Below are 14178 nucleotides of genomic sequence, written 5' to 3'. Positions count from 1 at the left end.
GAACGGTTTTGCAAAGTGCTGACGACCTGAGGAATAGTATGAGTGAGAGACTATAGGGTCGAGCAACACCCTAAGCTAAGATGCACTTTCAAAATCGTATATACATAAAAAGTCTACTAATCCATTAAATTATAATTAACGGACTAGTAGACTTTTTTAGAGCTATGGGATTATATACTAGCTTTGTTGTTGGTTATTTTGAATTTTACTATTGCTCTTATTTTCTTCCAATAAACGTTTATCTTTAATTTTAATTTGCATGTTAACTACGATTATATAAATTGAATGGACAATGATTAAACTTGCGAATGTGTCTGAGAAGAAATGAGCGTTTAAATACATTCTTGAACACATCATAGAAACAATTAATATACCAAATATCCATTTTACAATTGCTTTATCGTAGAAGCATGTAGCAATAAAGATAGCTACGAATAAAGTTAATGTATGTAAACTAGGAAAGCTAAAGCCATCTATAAATTCTGAAGGTCTTGGCCTTTGGATAATATATTTTAAGGCTGTGCCAACTACAAGTGATGTTATAGTAAATATGGTATAGGTTGAAAATACTGTTCGTTTATAAAAGTAAATGCCAATCAACATTATTGCTATCATAATAACAACATGAGAAGGTGAAAATAAAAAAGAAATAACAGTTAGATAAGTGTTTAATCTAAATATCGCTGCTGTTGATTCAATAAAATCGTGAACAGCATAATCGAGAGGATATATGTATCGTGTTAGTACACCAGCAAGTAATATAATGAAAATAATAGAGTAAGATATGATTAACTTTGTATCCTTCTTCAAGATGCATAAAGCTCCTTCTGTGTATTTTGTACATTAATACTATTTTAAATGAGATAGACATTTAGCACAATACAACTTTAGGACGACCTAATAATCTAGTGTCCTTCGATACTAATTAGCATTTCACATGACGACCTAGATTTGTCTTAAACAAAAAGGGTAGTTAATAATATATGATGATAAATTTGAGAAAGTGAGGCATTTTCATGAATAAAGATTGGCAATCTCAATTACCGATAGAGAATATACAAAAAATAACACCAGTAAGTGGTGGTGATGTGAACGACGCTTATAAAATTGAAAGTAAAGATGGCGACTATTTCTTACTTGTTCAACAAAATCGTTCAGAAGATTTTTATGCAGCCGAAATAGCGGGATTAGAAGCTTTTGAAGCGGCTGGTGTCAGAGCACCTATAGTAGAAGCGCATGGTGAAATTAATGGTGATGCGTATTTACTACTGAACTTCTTAGAAGAAGGTCGGTCTGGAAGTCAGAAAGAATTAGGACAATTAGTAGCGAAATTGCATAGTAACTATGAACCTAATGGTAAATTTGGATTTGATACGCCTTATGAAGGCAGTGATATAACATTTGAAAACGTTTGGAAAGATACATGGGCAGAACTATTTGTTCATCAAAGACTTGATCAACTTCGCGATGAAATTATGAATAGAGGACTTTGGTCACAAGACTCATTAGGCACTTACGAAAATGTGCGTGAAACGATATTAGAAGAATTAGAACAACACACTAGTAAACCTTCGTTATTACATGGGGATTTATGGGCAGGCAATTACATGTTCTTAAGGGACGGAAAACCAGCTTTATTCGACCCATCTCCTTTATATGGAGACAGAGAATTTGATTTAGGCGCAACACGAGTATTCGGAGGTTTCACACAAGACTTTTATGATGCTTATAATGAAGCATTACCTTTAAGTAAAGGCGCTAATGAACGTATAAAGTTTTATGAGTTATATTTATTAATGGTACACCTTGTTAAATTTGGTAGCCTATATGCTGGTAGTGTGAACCGTACAATGAAAGATATATTAAATGATTAAGTAAATTAAAACCCCTTCGCTAATTAAGTAGTGAAGGGGTTTTATGTATAAAGTTTATTTTTTATATTGAATACTAGCTGTTAAGTGAATGCGTTCACTACCAACATTACGATACGTATGGGGTACATCAGAATAAAAATGTATAGCATCATCTTTTGTTATAGTATTGGTCATCCCATTAATATCAAGTTCTAACGTACCATTATGTATGATGACATATTCTTCTGAACCTACATGATGGCCTTCTGAATGCATTTCAGCATTTTCTTCTAATTCCATGTTAAACATTTCAAATTGTTTATCGACATTAAAAGGAAAGTAAGGATAAATAATAACAGTTTGATGTTCATTATAAATAGGTATGATGTCTGACTTTGAAATACAATGAATATTTTCGTTTTTATTAGAGATTAAATCTGATATAGGTATGTGTAGACCATTGGCTATTTTCCATAGTGTTGTAATCGTTGGGTTGGATTGACCATTTTCTATTTGGTTAAGCATCGTTTTACTAACACCTGTTAATTTTGAAACGGTACTTAAACTTAGCTGTTGATTGTTTCGATACTGTGAAAGGTTATAGGCAACAATCGTATGGATGTTATTTTGCATTAATTAAACAACTCCTCTTTACAATGTAACGAACGTACTGTACAATATGATTTGTTCTTTATAACGAACGTTTTGTACATTATAACAGAAAATATAAAATAGGAGAATGTTTTATGTCAGAAGATTTAAGGCAACATAATAAAAAAACGAATTGGATGCTGTTTATAGGTATCTTGCTTATAGGAGCAAGTTTAAGAGCGCCTATTACTTCTGTAGGTATTGCATTACCTTCTATTAAAGAGAGTTTAGATTTATCTAATACTACTGTAAGTGTTATTACGATATTACCGTTATTATCTTTCGCAGTAGTTTCACTATTTGCGGCTAAGATTAGTCATAGATTTGGTTTAGAGCGTACAGTATTTGGCGCGTTAATATTAATTTTTCTAGGTATTGTATTAAGAGCAATTACAGGCGTATCTTGGTTATACATAGGTACACTACTTATAGGTGTAGGTATTGCTTTTGGAAATGTACTCACACCAGGTATTATTAAAATGAACTTCCCATTACGTATAGGTATAATGACTGGTTATTATACTGTTACGATGAATATATTTGGTAGTGTTTCTTCATATGTTACTGCTCCATTAGTGAAAAGTTTTAATTATAATTTTGCGATTAGTTTAATAGGAGTCGTTACACTACTCGGTATTATTATTTGGTCATTTCAACTAAAAAAACATGAAAAAATTTCTACTCAACAAACAAATGCTAATATAAATGTTTGGAAATCTCCATTATCATGGCAAATAACGTTATTAATGGGTGGACAATCATTAATATTTTATTCATTGATAAACTGGCTTCCAGAGTTTTTATTAAGTAATGGTATCTCAATAAATGCAGCTGGTATATATCTATCAATTTTACAGCTTGCAATTATACCGTTAACATTTATAACACCAATATTTGCTGAAAAAATGAAATCACAATTTTTAATCACATTTATTACAGGGTTATTGTTTGTACTAGGAATTTTATCGCTAATGATTAAACCTGAGTGGACAATTATAGGCATCGTCCTGCTTGGTATAGCGAGTGGTTTAGCTTTTGGTCTAGTAAACACGTTCTTTGGTTTAAGAACAGAACATGGATACACAGCTGCTAAGCTCTCTGGTATGTCTCAAGCTGTTGGTTATTTATTCGCAGCTATAGGTCCATTGTTCTTCGGAATATTACATGACGCTACAGGCAGCTGGAATACATCATTTGGCGTTTTACTAATTACCGCATTGCTAATTATGTTCTTTGGTTCACAAGCAGGACGTAATAGAACAATAGAACAAACTTTACAAACTAAATAAAATATAAATTTAAAAGATTGCTCAACAGATAATATGAGTAATCTTTTTGTTTACATAAATAAAATAATTATGGTAAATATTACAATTTAATGAACATTGCACCACATTTTTTACATAAATCGGAAAACGCTTTCTGCTTATACTTTTATTTCTCACTCTTTATAGTATAATTGTCCCATGCAGTTTAAAAAATAAACTTAAAATTGGTAAATAGGTATGGGAGTGACACGAAAAGATGGAAGACAATCATTTAAAAAGGGGTCTTAGTTCTCGTCAAGTGCAGATGATAGCGCTTGGTGGAACAATTGGTGTAGGTCTGTTTATGGGTGCTTCAAGCACTATTTTATGGACTGGACCATCAGCAATACTTGCATATTTAGTAGCAGGGCTATTCTTATATTTAGTCATGAGAGCTATGGGGGAAATGGTTTATTTATACCCAACAACAGGTTCATTTGCAAACTATGCAAGTGATTATTTACATCCAGTAGCAGGATATGTAACTGCATGGAGTAATATATTCCAGTGGATTGTAGTAGGTATGAGTGAAGTAATAGCTGTAGGTCAATATATGCAGTATTGGTGGCCAGACTTACCAACATGGATACCAGGTGTTATCGTTGTACTAACTTTAGCAACTGCAAACTTAGTGTCAGTTAAAGCTTTTGGAGAGTTTGAATTCTGGTTTGCGATGATTAAAGTAGTCACAATTATCTTAATGATAGTTGCAGGTTTCGGGCTTATATTCTTTGGATTTGGTAATGGCGGAAATGCAATTGGTTTAAGTAATTTAACAGAACACGGTGGATTTTTCCCTAAAGGTATAGTAGGCTTCTTCTTTGCATTATCCATGGTTGTCGGATCCTATCAAGGTGTGGAATTAATAGGGATCACAGCAGGAGAAACAAAAGATCCTAAGAAAAATATTAAAAGTGCAGTAAACGGCGTAATTTGGCGTATTTTAATCTTTTACATAGGTGCAATTTTTGTAATCGTAACTGTTTATCCTTGGGACCAATTAGGAAATGTAGGTAGTCCTTTCGTTGCAACATTCGCTAAAGTAGGTATTACAATAGCAGCAGGATTAATTAACTTTGTTGTTATTACTGCAGCGATGTCAGGTTGTAACTCAGGTATTTTCAGTTCAAGTCGTATGGTTTATACACTTGCTCAAAAAGGACAAATGCCTCGCATATTTACAAAAGTTATGAGAACAGGTGTACCATTCTTTGCAGTATTAGCAATTTCAGTTGGTATTTTTGTAGGTGTTATTTTAAACATCGTATTACCATTAATTATTGATGGATCAGAAAATATATTCGTTTATGTATATAGTGCGTCTATACTACCAGGTATGGTGCCATGGTTTATGATTTTACTTAGTCATATTAGATTTAGAAAAAATCATCCAGAAGAATTAGATGGACATCCATTCAAAATGCCTGGCGCTCCTTTCACAAATTATATAACATTAGCTTTCTTTGTATTAGTATTGATAGGTATGTTATTTAATGCAGAAACAAGAGTATCAGTTATTATAGGTATTGTCTTCTTATCACTGATGACAGTTATTTATTTCTTAAGAGGTCATCATAGAGTCGATAGAGGAGAATACTAAAATTCATATATTTTAAAATTAAAAAGAGAGTAAGGTAGAAATTCCTTACTCAACATAATGCTCCTAATCCAGTGTATATTTTACTCGAGGATTAGGAGCATTTATTTAATATGTGAGATTTGTAGTGTCCATTTTTATTTATAGATGGCATTTTTTATGTCTATGTGAGTTGAAGTCGTAGTCAATCCAATAAGAGTGTACGTACTTGGATTAACGAGTTAGAAAATCCAATAAAGAGTGCATGTATTTGGATTAACGAGATAGAAAATCCAATAAGAGGGTACGTACTTGGATTAACGAGGCAGAAAATCCAATAAGAGGGTACGTACTTGGATTAACGAGATAGAAAATCCAATAAGAGTATGTGTATTTGGATTAACGAGGCAGAAAATCCAATAAGAGGGTACGTACTTGGATTAACGAGGCAGAAAATCCAATAAGAGGGTACGTACTTGGATTAACGAGGCAGAAAATCCAATAAGAGGGTACGTACTTGGATTAACGAGGCAGAAAATCCAATAAGAGGGTACGTACTTGGATTAACGAGGCAGAAAATCCAATAAGAGGGTACGTACTTGGATTAACGAGGCAGAAAATCCAATAAGAGGGTACGTACTTGGATTAACGAGGTAGAAAATCCAATAAGAGTGCATGTATTTGGATTAACGAGATAGAAAATCCAATAAGAGTGCATGTATTTGGATTAACGAGATAGAAAATCCAATAAGAGGGTACGTACTTGGATTAATGAGTTAGAAAATCCAATAAAGAGTGCGCTACGTTAATTTATTTATCCAAATTCTTTATAAATATCTTCTACAAAATCAACAAAATATGATCTAAATTTTTCGTTATCTGCATGTATACATACATCTACTAAACCTTCTTCATTAAATTCAGTATATGTACAACCTTCTGCTTGCCCTTCTGTTATAACAGAAATATTTGCTTTTTTAGTTTCGTAAATTTCTGGATACAATAAGTAGAATATTGTGCTAAGATCATGAATAATGTGTTGGTTTGCGCCACCAGAGTTTGAATCGTTGTATACATCGAGCATCGTTGTAATCATTTTTCCAAAATCACCTAATTGAGCAAGACGTTCAACATCATCTTGGTTAATCATCGTTTCTCTTGTGACATCTAATCCACACATCACAATAGATAAATCTTGATTAAATACAATGTGAGCAGCATGAGGATCAGCGAATATATTAAATTCGGCTACTGGTGTAGCATTTCCACCGACAGCTGCGCCACCCATTAAAACTATTTTCTCTACATTTTCAATCGTTTCTGGGAAAAGTGAAAATAAAAGAGAAATATTTGTTAATGGCCCTATTGGAACTAATGTAATAGGTTCATCAGACTGCATAATCACATTTCTCATAGCAATTACAGCGTTGTCTTCTAAAATATTTGAACGTTGTGAAGTGTTAAATTCATAATTACCAATACCATTGTGTCCATGTACATATTCAGCCGTAGATAAAGCGTTTAATAAAGGTTTATTGACACCTTTAGCTACAGGTACTTCCTTCTTAAAGTAATCTACAATGTCAATTGCGTTTCTAGTCGTATGTTCAATTCCAACATTTCCTCCAATAGATGTGATTAACCGAACATCTATTTCTTGTGAATTTAAAGCTGCTGAAATTGCAATAATATCATCAATACCGGGATCAGTATCAATTATAATTGGTGTTGTCATAATCCCACTCCTTTGTAAAATATCTATACTAATAATTATAACAAACCATATAATTTTATATGTATAAAGCGATTTCACCAAAATATGATTTTTTATCATTAGCTACTATTAATACTACAAATGACAGAGTAATGAATGGTTGGGAGTTTTTATCAAGTTTTTGGTGGCTCATATTTCCTGTAGGTGGTATGCTAATGGCGATACTAGGTTTGATATGTAAGAATTATTCATTGGAAGGTGATTTAATTGAGTAAACATTTATATATAGCACACGGGTATAACGCCAATAGCCAAAAAAATTGGTTTGATTGGTTAAAAAATCAATTTCCAGAGGTAGATGGACATTTAATTGATTTTCCTAATTCTACAGAACCTAAGCTAGAAGAATGGTCACAAACTTTAAAAGAAAATATAGATTTATCTAGTGGTGAAAATATTATAGTAGCTCATAGTTTAGGAGTAATCACTGTATTAGATATGATATCTAATGCAACAAGTGATATTAACATAAAAGGTCTTGTACTCGTTGCAGGATTTGATGAAAAGATAATACAGTTTCCTGAATTAGATGGGTTTATAGAATCAACAAATGTAGATTATGAGAAAATTAAAGATGTAGTACCGTATAGAGTCGTTATAGGTGCAACAAAAGATCCTACTGTGTCTTATCCATTAAGTAAATCATTGGCAGAAAGATTAGATGCAAAAGTATTTAAAAAGCATCATGACGGTCATTTTTGTGAAGAAGATGGTTACGATTCATTTCCTGAAGTTAAGTATTATGTAGAAGAAATATTTAATAAAGCATAAAAAACGCCCTCAGCTATTGCCGAGGGCGTTGGATTATTTTGTTAAATAAAGTTTATAACTGCTTATATATTATGCAGTAACCCATTGTGAAGCGCCAACTTCATTGTATAATTTAACAGCAGCTGCGTCTTGTACGCTTTCAGGAGCTTCTGTTGGTGATTGACCTTTATACTCTGAAGGAGCTACTGAATCCCAAGTACTTTGTAAGAATTGGTATTTACCTGCTGCACCTGAAGATGGGTTAACAGCTTTTAGGTCTCCGCCTGATTCACGTTCAGCGATTGCTTTTAAGTGATCATTAACTTCTACATCTGAACCTTCAGATGCTGAAGAAGTTTGTGTAGTTTTAGTTTCTTGAGTCGTAGTTTCTTGAGTTTGTTGAGCTTCTTGTTTAGGTGCTTCTACTTGAGGAGCCTCAACATTGTTTGATTCTTGTTCTGTTGCAGCTGGAGCTTGTGTTTCTTCAGCTGGAGCTTGAGTTTGTTCAGCTGCAGGTTGTTCAGCAACTGGCTCTTGTGTAGCTTCTGGAGCTTGAGTTTCAGTGTCTGCTGCATTAGTTGCATGGTAACCCCAAGTGAAGTTTTGACCATCTGATTCGAAGTTATATTCGAAACCATCTAAAGTAAAGTTGATGTCATAAGCGCCTTCTTGGATAGCTTCTTGGTTAAGTTGTGGTGCATTAGCTTGAGCTAACTGAGCTAGTTCTTCCTTGTTTACATTTTGTTCTGAAGCGTCTGCTACGTTAGTTGAAGCTACTCCTGTTGCACCGATTGCTACTGCTAATGATGAAGATAAAATTGCTTTTTTCATAATTTAAAAACCCTCCGTAATATTTTATAATTTTATTATTAATGTTAGCTGATAATTTCTTTGTTAGTTAGAAAATTCTTCCCTGTGAAAATGGGACAAGACAACAATAACATATATGAGCCCTTTGTAAATTACAGTCAAATAACAAAAGGTTACAATGTCAAATTGATTCTGTAATAAAAATTTCTTCATGTCACACTCTGTAATAATACACTTTATTTTACTCTTTCTTATTTAACTGTATATATGGTAATCTTTTATGACTAGAAACTCTCTGAGAACTGTTGTGACAGTTTATTATAAAAAATTAAGATATTTGAATTTATTAATTAAAGGTAAAAAGTAAGAACAAAAAATTAAGCATTACTCTGAAATATTAATTTTAAAATGATGTTATATTTTTATTTTAATAAATACTCTGAAATATTTACTTACAAGTTGAGAACTACTGCGAGTAAGTTTCAGACGAAGTTGACTATAAAAAACAGAATTATCAGTTTTATTACTGGTAGTTTATTGACTTATAGTGTTAGTCATCAGTCAGTAATCTTTGTAATCTTCTCGTAATAAACATAGAGGCATAATTGAGTGTGAAATAGAAATCAATAGCATTGCAAGTATTTATAAAAATAAACTTTTTAATTTATCTATATATATAGAAGAAACACGTTATAGAATATATAATAGAAGTAACTTATTTTTGAACGGAGGTGTTTTAGATGTTTCTTTTAGCTAATAGTTGCAGATTTATAGTAATCGTTCGCAACAAATTTGCGGATTTTTCTCCAAAATTGGTGGAGTGTGTCTTTTTTGAAGAAAAATATTGCTATAAGGAACATCTAGCACTAGCTTCCTTATAGTACAATTTGGAGGAAGCAAATATGAATATTATAAATATATCGAAAGTTACGCAATCTTATATGGGAGATATTATTTTTGACGATATAAAATATGATTTAAATGATGGTGATTGCGTAGGATTAGTTGGAAGAAATGGTGAAGGTAAGAGTACGCTGTTAAAATTGATGGCTGGTGTAGAAGTGCCGACAGAGGGGCAAATCAGCTGGCAGAAAAATTTATCAATAGGCTATTTAAATCAATTACCGAAATATCAAGACGATAAAAATATATACGAATGTTTATCAGAAGTATTTGAGGAGTTGAATAGTATTGCTGGGCGAATGAGTGATATAGAATTAAAAATGGCAAATAATCCAGACAATTTAAATAAATTGTTAAAACAATATGGTCAATTACAAGAATTATATGAAGAACATGGTGGCTACGAGAAAGATGCACAAATCCGAAGAGTTAGCCATGGACTAAAGATAAGTAACTTATTGGATTCAACATGGAGTAAATTATCTGGTGGGGAGAGAACGAAAGTAGGCTTGGCACAAATTCTACTTAAACAACCTAAGTTGCTTCTATTAGATGAACCTACAAATCATTTGGATATCTCAGCAATAGATTGGTTAACAGATTTTATTAAACAATACTCAGGAGCAATTGTAATTGTCTCTCATGATAGATACTTTTTAGATGAAACAGTCAATCAAATTATAGAAATTGATCAAGGAACGCTTCATATCTACAACGGAAATTATAGTTATTTCGTTAAAGAAAAGGAAGCGCGTATAATTAGAGAATTTGAAGCTTATCAGACTCAACAAAAGCGGATTAAAAAAATGGAAGAATCTATTAAGCAATTGAGATTATGGGCGAGCCAAGCGAAGCCACCAAATGCAGCGATGTATAAACGAGCGAAAAGTATGGAAAAAGCATTGGACAGAATAAAAAGAGTTGAAAAGCCTATATTAGAAAATAAAAAAATGAATGTGAATTTATCTGAGGGGCAACGTGTTTCAAACGATGTTGTTGAATTTGTTAATGTATCAAAAATGTATGATGATATTTTATTTGAGAACATTAACCTATTAATAAGAAGAAAAGAGCACGTAGCTATTATTGGTGATAATGGTACAGGTAAAAGTACAATCTTAAAATTAATATTAGGAAACGAAGAACAAGATGAAGGTAAAATAAAGCTTGCACCTAATTTAAGAATTGGTTACTTATCACAACATACTTTTGAAAACTTAAATTCTGAAACAGTTATCGAAGTATTTAGGGAAGTTGTGAATGTAACAGAAGGTCAAGCAAGGCATATATTAGCACAGTTTTTATTTTATGGTGAAGATGTGTTTAAACCTATCAAATATCTAAGTGGTGGAGAAAAAATGAGATTAAGATGGGCGCAAATCGTTAATCAAAACTTTAATGTGCTCATATTAGATGAACCGACAAACCATTTAGATATAGACTCTAAAGAAACAATAGAAGATGCGTTAGAAAAATATAATGGAACGATTATAGCAGTTTCTCACGATAGGTACTTTTTGAATAAATTGTTTAATATAACGTACTTATTGAAAGAACAAATATTAACAAAATACGAAGGCAACTATGATTACGTAAAAGAAAAAATAAAGCAAAATGAAATATAAAGAAATGACGTTGACGACCTAACTGAACCAGTTCTGGTTGTTAACGTCTTTTTAGTATGAAAAATTAGTGGGTTTAAGAGGTGTAATTTATAAAGGTTTAATTATTTTTATTAAATTACGATATATCGCTTTACAACTTTCGATATATCGGTTAATATAACGATATATCGAAAAGAGAAAGGTGATAATAATGTTCAACAGACAATTTCACAGTAGAAGACTTGCAATGATGCAACATGATGACGGAGGTTTCTCTCGTGGCTTTGATGGTTTTGAAAAAATGTTCGCTGCTGCAAGAGGTAATGAAAGATTTTTCAAAAAAGGCAATTTACAGTTCATTATATTGAATCTGTTATTAGAAGAACCAAAACATGGTTACCAAATTATTAAGGATCTTGAAGCAAAATTTAAAGGTTTTTATTCGGCAAGTCCTGGCAGTGTTTATCCGATTTTACAAATGTTAGAAGATCGTGAGTTTGTATTAATTTCTAAAGATGGCAAGAAAAAAGTTTATACGATTACTGATGAAGGAAAGCAGTTTTTAGAAGAGAACGGTAGTAATGATGAATTTACAAAACGTATGGAGCAATTCCAAAATATAGATATGGGAAAAATGAAAGAATCTAGAAGTGAATTACAAGAACTTTTCAAATCATTTATGTTGGCAGGTAAAATCTCAATGCAAGATGAAAAAAAATATGAACAGTTTCAACAATTAATTAAGGAAACTAAAGAAAAACTTCAACAATTCAGAGAAGAAAAATAAAACTTGAAAGAAGAATGACTAATAATGAAGAAAGAAGATTTAAAACATATAGCAATTGTAGGTGGTGGTCCAGGTGGATTAATGCTAGGGCTACTATTACAGCGACAAGGCTTCTCTTTCACTATTTACGAACGTGGTTATCAAAATATGCATAGTGACAGAGGTGGTTCACTAGATATTCATGATGACAGTGGGCAGTTACCTTTGAAAGAGGCTGGTATTTTTGAGACTTTTCGTAAGCACGCGCGTTACGAAGGTGAAGATACACGTATTGTAAGTAAAGACGGAGAAATTTTATACGATGAAGATGCAGAAGGTGAGGGTAATAGGCCTGAAATCGATCGTGGGAAATTATGCGATATTATAATGGAACAAATTCATCCGGAAAATATTAAATATGGTTTTAAGTTTGAAAAGCTGATACAGCGAGATAATGGGGAAGTTGAGCTAGTATTTGAAAATGGTACAACTGTTATGACAGATTTAGTAATTGGTGCAGATGGTGCATTTTCTCAGATACGCTCTTATTTAACAAATGCTAAACCTGAGTATACTGGTATTTCTATGATTGAGATGAATTCTGATGAGAATGAACACCCAGATCTTCTTAAGTTCAATAAAAATGGTAAGCTAATTGGCTTAGGTGGCGATCAAGCTATATTAGGTCAACGTAATGGAGACGGACGTATAATGGCATACATCAGCTTCAAAACCAAATATGAAAAACTTGATGAATATCGTAATCTTTCACTGGATGCATTAAAAGAAAGATTGTTAGCTGAATATAGGGATTGGAATTCAGAGCTTAAAAATTATATTGCATATAGTTATGATGATATTAAATTCCGTAGAATTTATAAACTTCCTATTGGTTTAACTTGGGCAACACAACCAAATATTACAATCATTGGTGATGCTGCACATCTTATGAGTCCATTCGCTGGTGAAGGTGTAAATATGGCTTTGTATGATGCTTACCTTTTAGCAGAATCATTTAAAAATTTTAATAATCTTACTGAAGTATTAAAAGTTTATGAACAACAAATGTTCGAAACTACAAAAGTTCATGCGAAAGAGTCACAAGATAATTTAGAAATATTTTTCTCGGAAAATGGTGCGGAAAAAATGGCACAATTCTTTTTAGATGTGGAAGAATAATTTTTATAAACTAGAAAGAAGTGGAACAGAAATCTCATTAGAAAAATAAGGTTTCTGTTCCACTTCTTTGTATTTTCACATTCATTCATTCTTCTCTCATTACTTTATTTGAACTTTTTCTACTATCGTAATATTTAGATATATTTACTTTGAACTCAATATTATCTTTGTATGCTTCTGAAAAGATACAACTGTAAAAGATGTCTAACAGGAAGGTAATAGAGTTATTTAATGTGAAGTTACCAATTTTCGAATATAGTTTTTCTCGTGTTGTTATTCTGAATAGATAGTCGGATTGTTTGACCAATGTATTATCGCCTATACTTGTTAGCGATATGATAGTTGCTTTCTTTTTTCTTATCATTGGTAACAATTTAAGAATATTTGTAGTTTCACCTGTGTAAGAAATGATAATAACGCAAGTATCTTCCGAACAGGTTGATGCTTCGTAACCTTGGTCAAAGGTGCATAGCGTAACTTTTTTACCGATTCTCATCATATGAGATTTGAAAGCATAACAAAGTTGAAGGTTATTTTCTAATGAAAATATCTTAATTTCTGATGCTGTATTTAAATGATCAACTGCTTTTTTTAATGCATTATAGTCGATTAACGATAACGTGTCTTCTATTGTCATTTCATTTAAAGTGGCTAACTTGTTTGAAATTGTCATGAAGTTATCTGTTTCATCAAATGGAAAGTTAGCATCGACATTGTGAAAATTATTATTTAAGTAATACATTTCTTTAACAAAAGCTTCTTTTAAATCAACCCAACCTGAATATCCTAGTTTCTTAGCAATTCTCGTTAATATGGAAGGGTGAGTATAGGCTTCTTCTGCAATTTGCTTTGCTGTTTGATCTTGTATTTCATCCCAATTTTTAAATATGTAACTAATAACTGTTCTTTCGGAAATAGAAAAACGTTCTTGTTCTTTCATTTTCTCGCTTAATAGCATATTTATCACCAAATTAATTATAGCTTTTGTAAACAACATTTACAAAA

At 32.1% G+C, this 14178-nt stretch carries 12 protein-coding genes; 7 read left to right on the top strand and 5 right to left on the bottom strand.

Annotation, left to right across the window (positions count from 1 at the left end; all coding sequences use genetic code 11):
• Positions 1–177 precede the first annotated feature (177 nt).
• Positions 178–810 carry a phosphatase PAP2 family protein gene (locus ACO6VN_RS10010; protein ID WP_422404610.1) on the bottom strand — a complete coding sequence of 211 codons (633 nt, stop codon included), beginning with the start codon at positions 808–810 and terminating at the stop codon, positions 178–180.
• A gap of 206 nt (positions 811–1016) precedes the next feature.
• On the opposite strand from ACO6VN_RS10010, the gene ACO6VN_RS10005 reads away from it, so the two are divergent.
• Positions 1017–1874, top strand: coding sequence for a fructosamine kinase family protein (locus ACO6VN_RS10005; RefSeq protein ID WP_422404609.1), 858 nt, complete (start codon positions 1017–1019; stop codon positions 1872–1874).
• 54 nt (positions 1875–1928) lie between these two features.
• On the opposite strand, the gene ACO6VN_RS10000 is transcribed toward ACO6VN_RS10005, so the two are convergent.
• On the bottom strand, positions 1929–2486 hold the full coding sequence (locus ACO6VN_RS10000; RefSeq protein WP_194200477.1) for a helix-turn-helix domain-containing protein: 558 nt from the start codon (positions 2484–2486) through the stop codon (positions 1929–1931).
• Between the two features lie 113 nt (positions 2487–2599).
• On the opposite strand from ACO6VN_RS10000, the gene ACO6VN_RS09995 reads away from it, so the two are divergent.
• Positions 2600–3793: a CynX/NimT family MFS transporter gene (locus ACO6VN_RS09995; protein WP_422404608.1), complete on the top strand. Its 1194-nt coding sequence runs from the start codon at positions 2600–2602 to the stop codon at positions 3791–3793.
• A gap of 235 nt (positions 3794–4028) precedes the next feature.
• Entirely contained in the window at positions 4029–5411 is a 1383-nt protein-coding gene (locus tag ACO6VN_RS09990; protein ID WP_017000208.1) for an amino acid permease, read from the top strand.
• Positions 5412–6201: 790 nt separating this feature from the next.
• On the opposite strand, the gene ACO6VN_RS09985 is transcribed toward ACO6VN_RS09990, so the two are convergent.
• On the bottom strand, positions 6202–7122 hold the full coding sequence (locus ACO6VN_RS09985; RefSeq protein WP_422404607.1) for a nucleoside hydrolase: 921 nt from the start codon (positions 7120–7122) through the stop codon (positions 6202–6204).
• A 246-nt stretch (positions 7123–7368) separates the two neighbouring features.
• Between ACO6VN_RS09985 and ACO6VN_RS09980 the strand changes: the two genes are divergently transcribed.
• Positions 7369–7932 (top strand): RBBP9/YdeN family alpha/beta hydrolase, encoded by a 564-nt coding sequence (locus ACO6VN_RS09980; protein WP_422404606.1) that lies wholly within the window; start codon positions 7369–7371, stop codon positions 7930–7932.
• A gap of 69 nt (positions 7933–8001) precedes the next feature.
• Here the strand turns inward: ACO6VN_RS09980 and ACO6VN_RS09975 are convergent, their stop codons facing one another.
• Positions 8002–8742, bottom strand: coding sequence for a transglycosylase family protein (locus tag ACO6VN_RS09975; RefSeq protein ID WP_216683504.1), 741 nt, complete (start codon positions 8740–8742; stop codon positions 8002–8004).
• Between the two features lie 881 nt (positions 8743–9623).
• Here ACO6VN_RS09975 and abc-f point away from each other — a divergent pair.
• The 3 genes from abc-f (at position 9624) to ACO6VN_RS09960 (ending at position 13173) form a co-directional block, all read left to right on the top strand.
• Positions 9624–11249, top strand: coding sequence for a ribosomal protection-like ABC-F family protein (gene abc-f, locus ACO6VN_RS09970; protein WP_422404605.1), 1626 nt, complete (start codon positions 9624–9626; stop codon positions 11247–11249).
• 190 nt (positions 11250–11439) lie between these two features.
• The gene (locus ACO6VN_RS09965; RefSeq protein WP_194200483.1) at positions 11440–12015 is read left to right on the top strand and encodes a PadR family transcriptional regulator; all 576 of its coding nucleotides are present in this window, start codon (positions 11440–11442) and stop codon (positions 12013–12015) included.
• A gap of 24 nt (positions 12016–12039) precedes the next feature.
• On the top strand, positions 12040–13173 hold the full coding sequence (locus ACO6VN_RS09960) for an FAD-dependent oxidoreductase (RefSeq protein WP_422404604.1): 1134 nt from the start codon (positions 12040–12042) through the stop codon (positions 13171–13173).
• An 85-nt stretch (positions 13174–13258) separates the two neighbouring features.
• On the opposite strand, the gene ACO6VN_RS09955 is transcribed toward ACO6VN_RS09960, so the two are convergent.
• Positions 13259–14131, bottom strand: coding sequence for a MurR/RpiR family transcriptional regulator (locus tag ACO6VN_RS09955; protein WP_422404603.1), 873 nt, complete (start codon positions 14129–14131; stop codon positions 13259–13261).
• Positions 14132–14178 lie beyond the last annotated feature (47 nt).

Origin of the sequence: Mammaliicoccus sp. JADD-157, from assembly GCF_049310805.1 — a bacterium.
In the GTDB taxonomy this organism is placed as follows: Bacteria; Bacillota; Bacilli; order Staphylococcales; family Staphylococcaceae; genus Mammaliicoccus; species Mammaliicoccus lentus.
The sequence above is the reverse complement of the archived record's forward strand: the minus strand, read 5'-3'. Positions and strand labels throughout refer to the sequence as shown.